Source organism: Winogradskyella sediminis, from assembly GCF_003387355.1.
Classification (GTDB): Bacteria; Bacteroidota; Bacteroidia; order Flavobacteriales; family Flavobacteriaceae; genus Winogradskyella; species Winogradskyella sediminis.
Window position 1 is genome coordinate 951,376 of the sequence record NZ_QUNH01000002.1, and the last position, 16,135, is coordinate 967,510.

At 33.6% G+C, this 16,135-nt stretch carries 18 protein-coding genes; 14 read left to right on the forward strand and 4 right to left on the reverse strand.

Translation table 11 applies throughout. From position 1 onward, the window contains the following. Positions 1-66: 66 nt before the first annotated feature. The 9 genes from C8N41_RS11585 to C8N41_RS11620 all read left to right on the forward strand — a co-directional run bounded on the left by C8N41_RS11585 (position 67) and on the right by C8N41_RS11620 (position 6,676). A complete protein-coding gene (locus C8N41_RS11585) occupies positions 67-1,503 on the forward strand; it encodes an ATP-dependent DNA helicase (RefSeq protein ID WP_115839366.1) in 1,437 nt (478 codons plus the stop codon). A gap of 9 nt (positions 1,504-1,512) precedes the next feature. Beyond that, positions 1,513-2,073, forward strand: a complete 561-nt coding sequence (locus tag C8N41_RS11590) for a DUF4126 domain-containing protein (RefSeq protein ID WP_092447313.1) — start codon at positions 1,513-1,515, stop codon at positions 2,071-2,073. Positions 2,074-2,135: 62 nt separating this feature from the next. Next, a complete protein-coding gene (kdsB, locus tag C8N41_RS11595) occupies positions 2,136-2,864 on the forward strand; it encodes a 3-deoxy-manno-octulosonate cytidylyltransferase (protein WP_115839367.1) in 729 nt (242 codons plus the stop codon). After that, positions 2,855-3,562, forward strand: coding sequence for an HAD family hydrolase (locus C8N41_RS11600; RefSeq protein WP_115839368.1), 708 nt, complete (start codon positions 2,855-2,857; stop codon positions 3,560-3,562). Before kdsB ends, C8N41_RS11600 begins: the two co-directional genes overlap by 10 nt. A 1-nt stretch (position 3,563) precedes the next feature. Beyond that, positions 3,564-4,187, forward strand: a complete 624-nt coding sequence (locus C8N41_RS11605; protein ID WP_115839369.1) for a CatA-like O-acetyltransferase — start codon at positions 3,564-3,566, stop codon at positions 4,185-4,187. 41 nt (positions 4,188-4,228) lie between these two features. Beyond that, complete coding sequence (locus tag C8N41_RS11610; protein ID WP_170137118.1) at positions 4,229-5,311, forward strand: iron-containing alcohol dehydrogenase family protein; 1,083 nt, start codon at positions 4,229-4,231, stop codon at positions 5,309-5,311. Between the two features lies 1 nt (position 5,312). Continuing rightward, complete coding sequence (locus tag C8N41_RS11615) at positions 5,313-5,861, forward strand: 1-acyl-sn-glycerol-3-phosphate acyltransferase (RefSeq protein WP_092447317.1); 549 nt, start codon at positions 5,313-5,315, stop codon at positions 5,859-5,861. Between the two features lie 383 nt (positions 5,862-6,244). Continuing rightward, on the forward strand, positions 6,245-6,382 hold the full coding sequence (locus tag C8N41_RS16980; protein WP_157724110.1) for a hypothetical protein: 138 nt from the start codon (positions 6,245-6,247) through the stop codon (positions 6,380-6,382). A gap of 51 nt (positions 6,383-6,433) precedes the next feature. Next, positions 6,434-6,676, forward strand: coding sequence for a hypothetical protein (locus C8N41_RS11620; RefSeq protein ID WP_147298960.1), 243 nt, complete (start codon positions 6,434-6,436; stop codon positions 6,674-6,676). Between the two features lie 50 nt (positions 6,677-6,726). Here C8N41_RS11620 and C8N41_RS11625 read toward each other — a convergent pair whose 3' ends face one another. Beyond that, a complete protein-coding gene (locus C8N41_RS11625) occupies positions 6,727-7,191 on the reverse strand; it encodes a nuclear transport factor 2 family protein (protein WP_092447319.1) in 465 nt (154 codons plus the stop codon). 250 nt (positions 7,192-7,441) lie between these two features. Beyond that, positions 7,442-8,536, reverse strand: coding sequence for a heparan-alpha-glucosaminide N-acetyltransferase domain-containing protein (locus tag C8N41_RS11630; RefSeq protein ID WP_115839370.1), 1,095 nt, complete (start codon positions 8,534-8,536; stop codon positions 7,442-7,444). Positions 8,537-8,684: 148 nt separating this feature from the next. Here C8N41_RS11630 and C8N41_RS11635 point away from each other — a divergent pair, with 148 nt between their 5' ends. After that, on the forward strand, positions 8,685-10,061 hold the full coding sequence (locus C8N41_RS11635) for an alanine/glycine:cation symporter family protein (protein ID WP_115839371.1): 1,377 nt from the start codon (positions 8,685-8,687) through the stop codon (positions 10,059-10,061). Here the strand turns inward: C8N41_RS11635 and C8N41_RS11640 are convergent, their stop codons facing one another. Next, the gene (locus C8N41_RS11640) at positions 10,062-10,976 is read right to left on the reverse strand and encodes an AraC family transcriptional regulator (RefSeq protein ID WP_092447322.1); all 915 of its coding nucleotides are present in this window, start codon (positions 10,974-10,976) and stop codon (positions 10,062-10,064) included. A 172-nt stretch (positions 10,977-11,148) separates the two neighbouring features. Between C8N41_RS11640 and C8N41_RS11645 the strand changes: the two genes are divergently transcribed. The 3 genes from C8N41_RS11645 (at position 11,149) to acs (ending at position 15,019) form a co-directional block, all read left to right on the forward strand. Then, positions 11,149-12,648 (forward strand): aldehyde dehydrogenase family protein, encoded by a 1,500-nt coding sequence (locus C8N41_RS11645; protein ID WP_092447323.1) that lies wholly within the window; start codon positions 11,149-11,151, stop codon positions 12,646-12,648. Between the two features lie 71 nt (positions 12,649-12,719). Continuing rightward, entirely contained in the window at positions 12,720-13,076 is a 357-nt protein-coding gene (locus C8N41_RS11650) for a DUF779 domain-containing protein (RefSeq protein WP_115839372.1), read from the forward strand. A 35-nt stretch (positions 13,077-13,111) separates the two neighbouring features. Continuing rightward, positions 13,112-15,019, forward strand: a complete 1,908-nt coding sequence (gene acs / locus C8N41_RS11655; RefSeq protein WP_115839373.1) for an acetate--CoA ligase — start codon at positions 13,112-13,114, stop codon at positions 15,017-15,019. A gap of 76 nt (positions 15,020-15,095) precedes the next feature. Here acs and C8N41_RS16985 read toward each other — a convergent pair whose 3' ends face one another. After that, on the reverse strand, positions 15,096-15,248 hold the full coding sequence (locus C8N41_RS16985) for a hypothetical protein (RefSeq protein ID WP_170137119.1): 153 nt from the start codon (positions 15,246-15,248) through the stop codon (positions 15,096-15,098). 128 nt (positions 15,249-15,376) lie between these two features. Between C8N41_RS16985 and C8N41_RS11660 the strand changes: the two genes are divergently transcribed. After that, positions 15,377-16,042, forward strand: a complete 666-nt coding sequence (locus tag C8N41_RS11660) for an HAD family hydrolase (RefSeq protein WP_115839374.1) — start codon at positions 15,377-15,379, stop codon at positions 16,040-16,042. Positions 16,043-16,135 lie beyond the last annotated feature (93 nt).

Genomic DNA, 16,135 nt, shown 5'->3' on the forward strand with positions numbered 1-16,135 from the left:
AACTAATTAAGATATGCGCTTTAAAAATACAGAATAATACTATCTTGCTTTATATTTATTTACTATATGATTTCTAATGCTTCTGCATTCTATTCGCTAATAAAATCCAAATTTCCATTTGCACCAACTTCTAAGCAAGATATGGTGCTTATGCAATTATCTCAATTTATTTTTGATGGTAATAAAAATTCAATATACCTATTAAAAGGATATGCTGGAACCGGAAAAACAAGTATAATCGGAACGATAGTTTCTAACTTATGGCAAGCTAAAAAAAGTGCTGTTTTATTAGCTCCAACAGGAAGAGCTGCTAAGGTTATTTCCAATTACTCCAAAAAAGAAGCGTTTACTATTCATAAAAAGATCTATTTCCCTAAAAAGGATAGAGGAGGTGGAGTAAATTTTGTTATGCAACCTAATAAACATCGCAATACTATATTTATAGTAGATGAAGCTTCTATGATTTCAGATACTCCACCAGATTCTAAATCTATTGATAGTAGCTCGTTGTTAGATGATTTGATGAGATATGTATATTCTGGCCACGAATGTAAATTGTTGTTAATTGGAGATAAAGCACAGTTACCACCTGTTAAATCAGATCTGAGTCCGGCTTTAGATGAAAATAGATTAAGCTTAAATTATAATAAAGATGTCGTAGGAATTGAATTAGATGAAGTGGTACGACAAGAACAAGATTCAGGGATTTTAAGTAACGCTACAGAGCTTAGGGCTGTTTTAAAATCTAAGTTTTATGAAAGTTTTAAGTTTAATGTACATGGGTTTTCAGACAGCGTCCGTTTAATTGATGGTTACGAAATTATGGATGCCATTAACGATGCCTACAGTGCTAATGGTTATGAGGAAACAGCAATCATTGTAAGAAGTAATAAACGTGCAAATGCTTATAATCAGCAAATTAGACAACGGATTCTATTTAATGAGTCAGAATTGTCTTCGGGAGATTATCTGATGGTCGTAAAGAATAATTATTTTTGGTTAAAGCCAACTAGTGAAGCTGGGTTTATTGCTAATGGTGATATTGTTGAAGTCTTAGAGATTTTTAGCATAAAGGAATTGTACGGTTTTAGGTTTGCTGAAGTGAAATTAAGAATGGTCGATTACCCTAATATGAAACCTTTTGAAACCGTATTACTCTTAGATACTATTGAGGTAGAAAGTGCTTCACTAAGTTATGAAGAGTCTAATAGACTGTATCAAGAAGTCTTAAAAGACTACGCGGACGAGACTTCTAAATATAAACGTTTTTTAGGCGTTAAGAATAATAAATTCTTTAATGCATTACAGGTAAAGTTTTCTTACGCCATTACGTGTCATAAATCACAAGGTGGACAATGGAATACTATTTTTGTAGAACAACCGTATTTACCAAATGGTATGGACAAAGATTATATTCGTTGGTTGTATACGGCTATTACAAGAGCAAAAGAAAAATTATATCTCATCGGTTTTAAAGATGAAATGTTTGTAGAGAAAGATTAAAATAGAGCAATGATGTCAGACACAATTCTAAGTATTTTTTTAGGTATCGGACTTTCCGCTTCTGTTGGGTTTAGAGTTTTTTTACCGCTGTTTGCATTAAGTTTAGCTGCGTATTTTGGCGTCTGGGAACTCAATGCATCTTGGCAATGGATTGGTAGCAATGTCGCTCTCGTAACCTTAGGAATAGCAACTTTAGTAGAAATTACAGCCTATTACATTCCTGTAGTAGATAATGCCTTAGATACCATAGCCATACCTTTGGCTACTATTGCAGGCACTGCAGTTATGGTGTCTACCGTTGCAGATTTAAGCCCTGTAATTACTTGGGCATTAGCCATTATCGCTGGTGGTGGCACTGCGGCAGCAGTAAAGAGTTCTGCTAGTGCTACACGTTTAGGCACAACGGTCTCTACAGCCGGCTTTGGTAATCCTGTGGTTTCAACCATTGAAACAGGAACCTCTGTGGTAATGTCTATTGTATCTATATTTTTACCAATTCTTGCTTTTGTTTGCGTTTTAGGTATATTTTATCTCGTTTATAAACTCTATAAAAAGTTGCGGTCAAATTGACCAAAATCATCTTATAAACCTTATTTTTGAAATTGAATGAATTCATTATACAAATCATATAGATGAAAATTATATCCATGATTCCTGCACGTTACAGTGCTTCTCGATTTCCCGGTAAATTGATGGAAAATTTAGCAGGTAAATCTGTTATTCTAAGAACTTATGAAGCCACAGTGGCTGCACAGTTATTTAGTGATGTTTATGTGGTAACTGATAGTGAAATTATTTTTAATGAGATTGTAAATAATGGAGGGAAAGCCATTATGAGCATTAAAGAACACGAGTCTGGAAGCGACCGTATAGCAGAAGCTGTAGCCCATATAGATTGTGATATTGTAATCAATGTACAAGGAGATGAGCCGTTTACAGAACGTGAAAGTTTAGCGAAAGTCATAGAAGTTTTTAAAGATGATGACGCTAAAGAGATTGATTTAGCATCTCTTATGGTTGAGATAGATGATTTGGAAGAAATCAACAATCCAAACACCGTAAAAGTTATTGTCGATCAACAAAATTTTGCTTTGTATTTTTCACGAAGCCCAATTCCTTTTCCGAGAGATAAAAATGCAGGTGCACGTTACTTTAAACATAAAGGCATTTACGCTTTTAGAAAAGAAGCGTTATTAGATTTTGCGGTGTTACCAATGCAATTTTTAGAAGCCTCTGAAAAAATTGAATGTATTCGATATTTAGAATATGGAAAACGTATTAAAATGGTAGAAACCAAAATACAAGGCGTTGAGATAGATACACCAGAAGATTTAGAAAAAGCAAAACGGTTGTGGAAGTAGATTATAGTAACATAAAAGTTATAGGCTTCGATGCCGATGATACATTGTGGGTTAATGAAACCTATTTTAGAGAGGCTGAAGAAAGCGTAGGGCAATTGTTATCGCATTACGAAACTCCAAATAAAATAGACCAAGAGCTGTTTAAAATGGAGATTGTAAATCTTCCTACCTACGGTTATGGTGTAAAAGGGTTTATTTTATCCATGATTGAATTGGCTATAACATTGTCTAACGGCACTGTTTCCAATACAATTATTTCTAAAATATTAGATATTGGTAAGGATATGATTAATAAGCCAATAGAACTATTAGATGGAGTAGAAGATGTGTTAAAGGTATTGTCTAAAGATTACAAATTAATTGTGGCGACAAAAGGCGATTTATTAGATCAAGAACGTAAATTAGAAAAATCGGGATTACTAAAATATTTTCATCATATCGAAGTGTTGAGTGAAAAACACGAAAGTAATTATACACAATTGTTAAAACGATTAGAAATTAAACCAGATTCATTTTTAATGATCGGAAACTCATTAAAATCAGATATTCTACCATTGGTAAAGATAGGTGCACAAGCCATACATGTGCCCTTTCATACAACTTGGCAACACGAAACCGTGACTAAAAAAGAAGCCAATGGTTCTGACTATAAAACCATAGAATGTCTAACTGAAATTTTAGATTTTTTTAATTCGTAATTTGAAAATACTCGATAAACATACCTGGAATAGACAAGCTCATTTTGAGTTTTTTAACACCTTTGTAGACCCTTATTTCGGTGTCACTTTTAAGGTCGATGTTACAAAAGCTTATGAATTTTCGCGTTCTAATGAAGTGTCATTTTTTGTAAAGTATCTGCATGCAACCATGTGCGCAATCAATGATATCGAAAATTTTAGGTATAGAATAAATGCATCAAATGAAGTGGTGGAATTCAATACCATTCATGCCTCTGCAACGATATTAAGGCCGAATAAAACTTTTGGTTTTTCGTTTATTAATTATGATGAAGATATTTTAAAATTTCAAGCTCATTTTTTAAGAGAAAAAGAAAGAATTTTTAATTCTAATGATTTATTTCCACCAGTAGCCGGACTCGATTGTGTGCATTGTTCATCCTTGCCTTGGGTTGGTTTTACAGGTCATAAAGAACCTTTTAAAGGCGGTAAAGATTCTGTGCCTAAATTAGCTTTTAGTAAAATGGAAGATTTAGGAACTAAAAAAGAAATGCAGGTTGCTGTAAGTGTCAATCATGCGTTGGTAGATGGCTACCATGTTGGACTGTTTAATGAAAAATTACAATTTCATCTAAATAGTCACTAATTATAAACTAAGTTGTTATTTTTGTTAAAGATATAAAGTAAATGATATTCAAAAATTATCCAATGGTGTCCAGAGTTGTTTTTGGACGAGGAAGTTTTAATCAACTCGATGAAATCCTCGATACAAAACGCAAAGGCCGTAATGCACCGTTTATATTTTATGTTGATGATGTCTTTAAAGGCAATCATTGGTTAACGTCCCGAATTACCTTATCGTACAAGGATAAAATTATATATGTACCAACTAAAGAAGAGCCAAGAACTGATCAAATTGACCAGTTAGTGGAAGATATTATTTTAGAATATAGTGAGCTTCCTTCGGGTATTATAGGTATAGGTGGTGGTACCGTTTTAGATATCGCTAAAGCCGTATCTCTTATGCTAACAAATAAAGGTGAATCTAAAGATTATCAGGGTTGGGACTTAATAAAACATCCAGCCATATATCACGTTGGTATTCCTACCATTTCTGGTACTGGTGCAGAGGTTTCTAGGACTACTATTTTAACAGGACCTGTTCGTAAATTAGGTATCAATAGTGATTACACACCTTTTGATCAGGTTATATTAGATCCGGAATTAACTAAAGACGTACCAAAAGATCAATGGTTTTATACTGGTATGGATTGTTTTGTGCACTGTGTAGAGTCTCTAACAGGTACCTATTTAAATGCGTTTAGTGAAAGCTATGGCGAAAAAGCATATGAACTTTGTAAGGAAATATTTTTAGAAGATACCTTATCTAAAGAGGAATCTCAAGATAAATTAATGATGGCATCGTGGCACGGCGGCATGAGTATTGCGTACTCTCAGGTTGGTGTTGCACATGCAATGAGTTATGGTTTGGGATATCTTTTAGGAATAAAACATGGTGTTGGTAATTGTATTGTTTTCGATCATTTAGAAGAATATTATCCAGAAGGTGTTGCTATTTTTAAACAGATGAAAGCGAAGCATAATATTCAATTGCCTCAAGGTATTTGTGCAAATTTAGAACAAGATCAGTTTGATACCATGATAGATGTAGCTTTAAGTTTAGAGCCATTATGGGAAAATGCAATTGGTAAAAACTGGAAAACCATTATAACCAGACAAAAGCTTCAAGAGTTATATAAAAAAATGTAACATGCGCTGGTTAGCAAAATTTATATATTTTAAGTTGTTAGGCTGGAAAATTGCAGGCAATACTAATTTTTCAAAAGACACGGTAAAGAAATCCGTTATCATTGCAGTACCACATACCAGTTGGCACGACTTTTATATCGGTGTTTTACTTCGAAAAGTCACCAACGTTAAAACCAATTTTGTAGGAAAAAAAGAATTGTTTGTCTGGCCATTTGGTTATTATTTTAGAGCCATAGGCGGACGAGCATTAGACAGAACCTCTGGTCAAAATAAAGTTGAATCTATCGCTAAACTCTTTGATGAAGCCGATGAATTTCGTTTAACTTTAGCACCTGAAGGCACAAGAAAAAAAGTAGAGAATTGGAAAACAGGGTTCTATTACATTGCTAAAAAAGCCAAAGTACCTATCATCATGTTTACCCTAGATTTTAAGAATAGACAGAACAAAATCTCAGAGCCTTTTTATCCTACTGATAATATTGAAGCAGATTTAAAACATATGAAAGCATTTTTTCAAGGTGTTGAAGGTAAGGTAAAAGCATACAGCTAAACTCAAACAATTTAAATTTTGGCATAAGAATTGAAGTATTTATAATGCAATGAAACATAAAGTAAACTCCAAGTCCCTAAAAAGAAACATTGCCTCAGAAGCTATCCATTTTATTGGATAGCTTTTTTTATCATTTTTCATGAAATTCCTATAGTTTAAAGTGTAAAAATTAATTTATTTTATAGTGTAAGTGTTTTGTTTATCAGTGTCTTAAATGGTATTTTGGTTTTGTATCACTATTTTTTTTAAACCAAAGACTAATTTTTTTGTATGTATCTATGCAAACAATTAACCACAAAAAATGAGTATTATGATTAACAAAAAAATCAATTCAATTTTCGCTTAATTATTAGTACTAAAGATCAGTGTAACATCTTGTAGACATGATGACGATAATAACGATGGAGGCGACAATTACAAAACTAACTGTATATGCTTCTAACAATTCAAATGGTATTACTTATGATGATGATACAGATACTTTAGTTACGACGGCTATTGGTGAAGCTTCTAATGGGTAAGATGACGGTGAATTCCATATAATAAAAGTCTTTACCAATAAATTTAACGCTGTGGCAAACGGAGAAACAATGGCTGTGGCAGGAAATCAAGTTCGAGTTTCTGAGTCTGGAACGTTATTAGGAAGATCGGTTGATGTAGCTTACGACGCCGAAAATAAAATGGTATATATTGCCGAAGCAGGAAACGATAGTGGTCGTATATTAGATTTTTCTAACGTTTCAGCAGGTGGAAATATAGCTCCAACTTTTAATAGTACATTAGCTTCTACATCATTAGGGCATTTGGAAGATTAAGCAGAATGTTTATTTTATTTAGAGTAGAAGCCGTATAGATGTTATACGGCTTATTGTTCTGCAATAAATTTATCTAAAACGGCATTGGTTTGGGTCTGTAATTTATTTTTAAAGAACTGCATCCCTCCAAAGAAAATACCCTTTACTCCAATAGCTTGTTTAGCCCATTTATGAAGATTGAATTCGTCAGTATGCTTAATAATTAACCCATCTTTGAACTCAAAAGTGGCATCAATAATATTATGAACTGGCCTTCCTGTTTTACTAAATGTATAGTACGCTTCCCAATGAGCAGAACCTTTCTGTTCATTAGCTGTGATATTAGAATACTCCACCTTAAATTCACGGTTATTTTGAGAAGCGCAAAGCATTAACCACATGGCTTTAGCACGTTCACCTTTTAAAATACCGAATGCAGGATCTTCAAAAACAATATCATCATGATAACAAGAAATCATTGTTGAACCATCAGATTGATCAAGTGCTGTGTAAAATGTTTCTATCAGTTTTTTCATATTTGTTCTTAATTTTAAAACCAGTTGGTATAAAGATACGTAAGTATAATACTATTAATTCTTAATCTGCATATCGAAAGGGAACTATTGCTATGAAAATATAAAAGCTTTCTTATTTTAAGAGGGCTTTTTTACTAAAAAAACTATCGGTATTAATTAAAACTCACTTGAAACAAAAACGTTAAATATATAGAAATAATAAGTGCGCGTTTAAATACAGAGGTTATAACGTATAGGTGCTAAATGGAGACTACGTTTTATCTTTAAATTTGGCAATAATTTTTTGTACGTTAGAATACACAAATTCGTTTGTTTTAGCATAATAAAATGAAATAAAACATACCACAGAAAGAAATGCTATAGCTCCAAAAATAGCTTGCCAAGGTTCTAGCGTTCTGCCAATAATTTGATGTAGTCCAAAGCCGGTAAAACTCCCATAGATTATAATAAAATGAATGACATAAATAGAGAGCGTTTTTTGACCAATTTTAAGAATTAAAGGTTGTTTAATGTAGCGTTCTGCCAAGTAAAATAAGCCGAATAAAATGAATACATTGCCTAACCTTGCAAATAAATAATTATAATAAGCCACTTCCTTAAAAATGGAAATATCAAAAGCGAAATAGAGATGCATTAATAATTCCGAAGATCCAAAAATAAGTGCCATTCCAACAATAAAAAAACCTGAGACAATGGCTATTTTAAATTTTGGTCGTTCTACATAACGATAAAATAATGTGGCAATAAAAGCTCCTAACGCAACATAACCAAACCAAGGTATAATAGTGAAAACAGAGCCATTAGATTTAGAAACATAATTTGAAAACACCTTAGGAATTTCGGGTAATTCTAAGTGTCGATATATTGGTTCAGTTAAGAAAATTGTTATTCCTAAAAGAAGCATTAGAATGGAGAAAAACAAGGTTTTATGAAAAGTAATTTTGTAAATGCAAACTACGAGTATAAGTGATAATCCTATACATTGTAAAACATCGATAATTAAAAAATAACTCGAAAATTCACCTGTGAGCCATTGAAAAATAGGAGCACGCAATATATACCCAACACTAATAAGCATAACTCCTCGAGTAAGGCCTTTATACATTCGTTTTTTTATAGTGCCACTTTGTTTAGCTCTTATTAATAAATAAGAAAAAATAAGTCCTGAAATAGTAAAAAAAGTGGGTGCAGTAATACCTCTAAAATATTCCCAGATTTTAAAAGCCATGTAACTATCGCTACGGTAAGAAGTCTCTAAAAGCGTATCTATAAAATGCCCTTGTAGCATCATTAAAATAGCAAATGCTCTTACAGCATCGATAAAGTATAAACGATTTGTGCTCAAATTAGAATGGTTGGTATGCAAATGTACTATTTTCGAGTTACATTAAAACTTATAGTTTAGTTTGCAATTGTTAAGACATTATTTTTAACTATAAATTAATATGAAACCGGACTCAATAAATTCAAACAGTTTACTACATTTATAATCTATGGAAATTTTAAATCAAGTACTAAGTAAGTTTTCAGCATTAGCTTGGGGTTTACCCTTGCTTATATTATTAATTGGAGGCGGTTTATATTTATTAATTCGTTCTCATTTCTTGCCATTTAGGTATTTAGGGCACGCTTTAAATGTGCTTCGTGGCAAATTCGATGACCCTGACGATCCTGGTGATATTTCGCATTTTCAAGCTTTAACAACGGCACTTTCTGCAACTGTTGGTATGGGAAATATAGCCGGAGTTGCCGTGGCTATTTCTGTAGGTGGTCCTGGCGCTGTTTTCTGGATGTGGATCAGCGCTGTAGTAGGTATGTCTACCAAGTTTTTTACTTCAAGTTTAGCTATTATGTATAGAGGTAAGGATACTGCTGGTGAAATTCAAGGTGGTCCTATGTATTTTATTACAGAAGGTTTAGGGAAATCTTGGAAACCTTTAGCTATATTTTTTAGTCTTTGCGGACTTATTGGAGCTTTGCCTGTGTTTAATGTTAACCAACTTACTCAGGCTTTAAACGATATTCTATTAGTACCAAACGGAGTACAAATAGGTTTGTACACTAACCTTACTATCGGAGTTGTTTTAGTTTTTATTACTGGCTTGGTTATTTTAGGTGGTATTAAACGTATTGGTACTGTGGCATCGCGCTTAGTGCCAAGTATGGTGGCGCTATACTTTATATTAGTAATTTTTATTCTTATTGCACATAGTGATGTGTTAGTGTACTATTTAAAACTGATTTTTACGGATGCTTTTGCTGCAAGTTACTACCCAAAAGATGATACGTTTTTAGGTGGTGTTTTAGGAGCACTAATTCTTCATGGAGTTAAACGTGGAGCATTTTCTAATGAAGCGGGAATTGGTACTGCGCCAATGGCACATGGTGCTGCAAGAACAGATGAACCCATTCGCGAAGGGTTAGTTGCCATGTTAGGACCAGCGATAGATACCTTAGTTGTATGTACTTTAACGGCGTTGGCTATACTAGTAACAGGTGTTTGGGAAACCACATCTAATAATGGTGTAAGTCTTACAGCTTCTGCCTTTGCCGATGTAATGCCTGGTTATGGTAAATACTTATTACTTATTTGTATTGCGGTGTTTAGTTTGAGCTCGCTTTTTTCGTACTCCTATTATGGAACCAAATGTATGTCTTTTCTTTTTGGGGCGGATAAGAAACATTATTACAACTATATCTATATTCTTAGTATTTTTATTGGAGCAACAACAAGCCTATCGATGATGATTAACCTAATTGATGGCGTATTCGCACTCATGGCCATCCCAACGATGATAGCTACGCTAATTTTAGCTCCCAAAGTATTAGTAGAACTCAAAGCCTATGCGAAACGTATAAAAGAGAAATAGTTACCTACTTATAGACATTTTAAACTGTTGTGGCGTCATCATTTCAGTTTTCTTAAATTGTCTGTTGAAGTAACTAGTATTATTGAATCCGGATTTATAAGCAATATCAGACATTCTTAAGTGAGGTGAAGATTTAATAAGCTTTTTAGAAAATTTAATTTTTTCCGAATTAATATAATCGATAGGGGAAATGCCTAAGGTATTTTTAAACTGCTTATGAAAATGGGAGGTACTCATGTATGCTTTTGCTGCTAACTGATCGACGGTAATATCCTTATTGGTTAAATTATCTTTTATAAATTTAATTACAGTGCCAATTCGGGTATCATTAAAAATATGTGTGTCATTTGTAATTAGGGATTTTGCTTTGGTTTGCAGTAATCTAACAATTAATTCTTGAATCATTAAATCTAATAAAACATCCTTAGATGTATTTGAGTGTGTAAATGTATACGTTAAGCGTTCTATTAAATGATTAACATCGGTATTATTTATAAGGTGTGATGCAGATTGATCTATATCCCAATTGTTGTTTTCGTTTTCAATAGCCACACTGTGATTAAATTTTCCTACCACTTCTTCAATTTTAAATGCATCGATACCCAAAGCTAAACATTGTGTTGGTTCCGTTTTTGTAGCAATCGGAAAATCTATGATCATCTCTTTATTTGTAGGCATCACAACAGATTCACCAGGAAAAAAATCAAAGGCATCAAAACCGTCGATGTGCATGACTTTTTTACCAGTAAGCATGCTTGCAATTATTGGAAAGTCAAATTTTAACGCTACTTGTTCTGCTGCGATATGCGTTTCGTAGATATTTAACTCAGCATATTCGGCATTATACGTCGTTCTATTTTCTACTAAAGTCGTAAGTTTTCTATGGCTTTTATGTTGAGATAATAAATGGCTCATATTCAATATTACAAAAAAATACGCTTAAAAATTGTTAATAAGAGATATGTTCAAAAATATAATAAATATGTTCAATAAAATTGAAATTTGATAAAATAACTTTATCAAAACTAAATTATAAATAATTTTTGTGCTAAATAAATGTATAATTAACAATAAAACAAATTAAGGTATGAGCTATTCTAAACCAGAATTTAAAGACAAGTATTCCAATTTTATAAACGGAAAATTTGTACCACCTGTAGGTGGAGAATATTTTGAAAACACCTCTCCTGTAGATGGAAGTGTTATCGCAAAATATCCGAGATCTCAAAAAGAAGATATCGAAAATGCTGTTGAAGCAGCTAATGCAGCGAAAGAGGCTTGGGGAAATACTTCTGCTACTGAGCGTGCTACACTTTTAAATAAAGTAGCTGATATAATTGAGGCAAATTTAGAAGAATTTGCTGTAGTTGAAACCTGTGATAATGGAAAGCCTATCCGTGAAACTCTAAATGCAGATGTGCCTTTATCTATAGATCACTGGCGCTATTTTGCAGCGTGTATTCGATCGGAAGAAGGTAGCGCTACAGAATTAGATCAGCATACTTTATCGATGAACATAAAAGAACCGTTAGGTGTTGTCGGACAAATTATTCCGTGGAATTTTCCACTTTTAATGTTGTCTTGGAAATTACCTCCAGCTTTAGCTACTGGTAACTGTGTGGTTCTAAAACCAGCAGAACAAACTCCGGCATCGGCCACCTTATTAATGGAGAAAATAGCAGATGTTTTTCCTCCAGGTGTAGTAAATGTAGTACACGGCTTTGGTCCCGAAGCAGGTAAACCGTTAGCGTCTAGTTCTAAAGTAGATAAGGTGGCTTTTACTGGTGAAACTACTACAGGTCAATTAATTATGCAGTATGCTTCAAAAAATCTTAATCCTGTGACCATGGAGCTCGGAGGTAAGTCGCCAAACGTCTTTTTTAATAGCGTTATGGATGAGGATGATGCCTTTTTAGATAAAGCCATAGAAGGAGCTGTTTTATTTGCATTCAATCAAGGTGAGGTATGTACGTGCCCTTCAAGAATCTTGGTGCAAGAAGATATTTATGATGCGTTTATGAAACGTGTTATTGAGCGCACAGAAGCCATTGTTCAAACAAGTCCTTATGATGTGAATTCTATGGTTGGTGCCCAAGCTTCTAATGATCAGTATGAAAAAATACAATCCTATTTCAAAATCGGAAAAGAGGAAGGAGCAAAGGTTTTAACCGGAGGAGAAGCTAATATCTTAGAGGGAGATTTGGCAAACGGTTATTATATTAAACCTACAATTTTAGAGGGGCATAATAAAATGAGAGTTTTTCAAGAAGAGATTTTTGGCCCAGTCGTTTGTGTTACAAAGTTTAAGGATGTAGAAGAGGCTATCGAAATTGCAAACGATACGATGTATGGCCTTGGAGCGGGTGTGTGGACTAGAGATGCACATCAGCTTTACCAAGTACCAAGAGCTATTAAAGCTGGTCGTGTTTGGGTAAATTGTTACCATGCTTATCCTGCACACGCACCATTTGGTGGGTATAAAAAATCTGGATTTGGTAGAGAGAACCACTTAATGATGATGAGCCATTATAGACAAACCAAAAACATGCTGATTTCTTATGATAAAAATAAATTAGGCTTCTTTTAAGCTTTTATTAATAGCTAATTAGGGCTGAATTAGTAATTTTAATTCGGCCTTTTTTTATTATATTTTAAGATATGAAACGTGTAGAAATAACAGATAAAGCAGCAGAGGTTGTTAAACAACTTAAAGCCAAACATGGTGAATTAATTTTTCATCAAAGTGGAGGATGCTGCGATGGTTCTGCTCCTATGATTTTTGAAAAAGGAGATATGTATTTAGATGAAAGTGATATTCTTTTGGGAACCGTTGAAGGTGTGAATTTTTATATGAATCAAGATCAATTTGAATATTGGAAACACACGCACCTTACAATAGATATTACAGAAGGGAGAGGAGCAAGTTTTTCGTTAGAAATTCCTTTGGGACTTCGATTCTTAATTCATTCGCGATTATTAACAGATGAAGAAACTTCCTTTTTTAATTCAAAATAACTACCTTTTTAACCCAAATAAACTAAACACTATATATGAGTAATTATCACATTAAACAATTTGAAGAATATTTTCAGGTTTATAGAAAATCAGTACGCAATCCAGAACAATTTTGGGAGGAAATTGCTGAAGAACATTTTGTGTGGAAAAAACGGTGGTCTAACGTTTTAAGTTACGATTTTAAAAATGCTGAATTCAAATGGTTTGAAAATGCAAAACTTAATATAACCGAAAACTGCATCGATAGACATTTACATACCAGAGGTGATAAAACCGCTATTTTATTCGAACCTAATAATCCTGAGGAAACGGCAGAACATATAACTTACAATCAGTTACATGAGCGTGTTTGTAAGTTTGCCAATGTATTAAAAGATCAAGGAATTAAGAAAGGTGATGTGGTTTGTATTTATTTACCAATGATTCCAGAATTGGCTATTGCAGTGTTGGCATGTGCGAGAATAGGTGCCATTCACTCTGTTATTTTTGCAGGCTTTTCGTCTTCAGCTATTGTTTCACGCATTAACGATTGTAATGCCAAAATGGTAATTACATCAGATGGTTCTTATCGAGGTTCTAAAACTATTGATTTAAAAGGTATTGTAGATGAAGCGCTCAATGATGCTCCATGTATAAAATCTGTATTAGTGGTAAATCGTATAAATTCAGATGTGCAAATGAAAGAAGGACGAGATGTGTGGTTGCAGCCGCTTTTAGATGATGCGTATGGAGAATGCACCGCCGAAGTTATGGATGCTGAAGACCCATTATTTATTTTATATACTTCGGGCTCTACTGGTAAACCCAAAGGTATGGTACATTCTATTGCCGGTTATATGGTATATTCCGCTTATACGTTCAAAAATGTATTTCAATATCGCGATAATGATGTGTATTGGTGCACAGCAGATATAGGTTGGATTACTGGTCATAGTTATATTGTGTATGGCCCTTTAGCAAATGGAGCAACTTCCGTAATGTTTGAAGGTGTACCGAGTTATCCTGATTACGGACGTTTTTGGGATATTGTAGAGAAACATAAAATTACACAATTTTATACTGCACCAACGGCTATTAGAGCATTGGCAAAACAAGGCGCTGAATTTGTAGATAAATATGACTTATCTTCACTAAAAGTTTTAGGGTCTGTTGGAGAACCTATTAATGAGGAAGCATGGCACTGGTATGATGAAAACGTCGGAAAGAAGAAAAGCCCAATTGTAGATACGTGGTGGCAGACCGAAACGGGTGGAATTATGATTACACCAATCCCTTTTTCTACACCGACAAAACCTACTTATGCAACGCTACCGTTTATAGGTGTTCAGCCTGCGTTGATGGATGAAAATGGTCAGGTTATTAAAGGGAATCAGGTCGAAGGGCGCTTGTGTATTAAATTTCCTTGGCCATCTATGGCAAGAACCATTTGGGGAAATCACCAACGCTATAAAGACACGTATTTTTCTGCTTATGAAAATATGTATTTTACTGGTGATGGTGCGCTTAGAGACGAGGTTGGGTATTACAGAATTACAGGACGCGTAGATGATGTTATTATAGTTTCTGGCCATAATTTAGGCACAGCTCCAATTGAAGATGCTATTAATGAACATCCTGCAGTTTCAGAATCTGCTATTGTAGGATTTCCGCACGATGTTAAAGGAAATGCATTGTATGGTTATGTAACATTAAAAGATGTTGGTGAAAGTAGACATCATGGAAATTTAAGAAATGAAATTAATCAGCTTATTACAGATCGCATTGGACCTATTGCCAAGCTAGATAAAATTCAATTTACAGAAGGGTTGCCTAAAACGAGATCAGGAAAAATTATGCGTCGAATCTTAAGAAAGATTGCTACAAACGAATTCGATCAATTAGGAGACACAAGTACTTTGTTGAATCCTGAAGTTGTACAGCGTATTATTGATAACGTAAAATAAAACTATAACCATCAAAATTTTAAAATCCAAAGCTTCATATTTAGTTTTGGATTTTTTTTTACTCAAAACGAAGTGTTTAAGATTTAGAAGCTTTGGCTTTATCCATAATAGCTTTTAAGCGCGCTTGGCGTTGTTCGGATTTAGATTTTAGCTTATTCTTTTTCTGAGCAATAAGTTTGCTGTGTTTTGCTTTATTATTAGTGTTCTTCTCGCGTCCTTTTTTTGCCATCTTTAAGAGATAAATATCAAGTGGTAAAATTACATATAATTTAATAGAACAATAATGAGAATGTTGCTGGTATAAATTCCGCTATAACATTTACTTTTTTATCTTCGCCTCAAATTAAAGTAGTAGGTATGTTAAAAGCGGTTTTATTTGATATGGATGGTGTAATTGTAGATACAGAACCATTACATCGAAAAGCTTATTATCTGATGTTTAATGATGTGAATATTAATGTTGATGATGTGCTTTACGAATCCTTTACCGGACAATCTACTATTAATATTTGTAAACGGTTAGTGGATCATTTTAATTTAACCGTAAATCCAGAGCACTTAGTAGCTATTAAACGAAAGCATTTTAAATACTTGTTTGAGCATGATTCTGATTTAACCTTAATAGAAGGGGTTTTAGAGCGTATAAAAGATTACCATGCCAATGGCTTAAAGTTAGTTGTAGCCTCGTCTGCTTCTATGCCTAATATTAACCGCATATTTACTCGTTTTGAATTGAATCCTTTTTTTATAGGAAAATTTAGTGGTGCAGATTTAAAAAAGTCGAAACCGCATCCCGAAATCTTTTTAAAAGCTGCGGCACATACTGGTTTTAAAAAGTCGGAATGTATGGTTATTGAAGATTCTACTAATGGTATTAAAGCTGCGCATTCTGCAGGTATTTTTTGTGTAGGTTTTAAAAGTGAACATTCTTCCGGTCAGGATTATACTAGAGCAAATGTGGTGATTTCTCACTTTGATGAGATCACATATTCTAAAGCTCAGAACTTTTTTAATGCGGTATAATTCACTTCTTTGTATTCCAATTTTAATAGATGTTAAGAGGGTTATCATCTTAAACTTATGCTTCTTGCAACGAGTCGTTTAGAATTTGTCTGT

Excerpts from the sequence above, each read along its gene's own strand:
- C8N41_RS11585 (WP_115839366.1), top strand. The coding sequence starts at position 67 with ATGATTTCTAATGCTTCTGCATTCTATTCGCTAATAAAATCCAAATTT.
- C8N41_RS11590 (WP_092447313.1), top strand. The coding sequence starts at position 1,513 with ATGATGTCAGACACAATTCTAAGTATTTTTTTAGGTATCGGACTTTCC.
- kdsB (WP_115839367.1), top strand. The coding sequence starts at position 2,136 with ATGAAAATTATATCCATGATTCCTGCACGTTACAGTGCTTCTCGATTT.
- C8N41_RS11610 (WP_170137118.1), top strand. The coding sequence starts at position 4,229 with ATGATATTCAAAAATTATCCAATGGTGTCCAGAGTTGTTTTTGGACGA.
- C8N41_RS11615 (WP_092447317.1), top strand. The coding sequence starts at position 5,313 with ATGCGCTGGTTAGCAAAATTTATATATTTTAAGTTGTTAGGCTGGAAA.
- C8N41_RS16980 (WP_157724110.1), top strand. The coding sequence starts at position 6,245 with ATGATGACGATAATAACGATGGAGGCGACAATTACAAAACTAACTGTA.
- C8N41_RS11625 (WP_092447319.1), bottom strand. The coding sequence starts at position 7,191 with ATGAAAAAACTGATAGAAACATTTTACACAGCACTTGATCAATCTGAT.
- C8N41_RS11635 (WP_115839371.1), top strand. The coding sequence starts at position 8,685 with ATGGAAATTTTAAATCAAGTACTAAGTAAGTTTTCAGCATTAGCTTGG.
- C8N41_RS11640 (WP_092447322.1), bottom strand. The coding sequence starts at position 10,976 with ATGAGCCATTTATTATCTCAACATAAAAGCCATAGAAAACTTACGACT.
- C8N41_RS11645 (WP_092447323.1), top strand. The coding sequence starts at position 11,149 with ATGAGCTATTCTAAACCAGAATTTAAAGACAAGTATTCCAATTTTATA.
- C8N41_RS11650 (WP_115839372.1), top strand. The coding sequence starts at position 12,720 with ATGAAACGTGTAGAAATAACAGATAAAGCAGCAGAGGTTGTTAAACAA.
- acs (WP_115839373.1), top strand. The coding sequence starts at position 13,112 with ATGAGTAATTATCACATTAAACAATTTGAAGAATATTTTCAGGTTTAT.
- C8N41_RS16985 (WP_170137119.1), bottom strand. The coding sequence starts at position 15,248 with ATGGCAAAAAAAGGACGCGAGAAGAACACTAATAATAAAGCAAAACAC.
- C8N41_RS11660 (WP_115839374.1), top strand. The coding sequence starts at position 15,377 with ATGTTAAAAGCGGTTTTATTTGATATGGATGGTGTAATTGTAGATACA.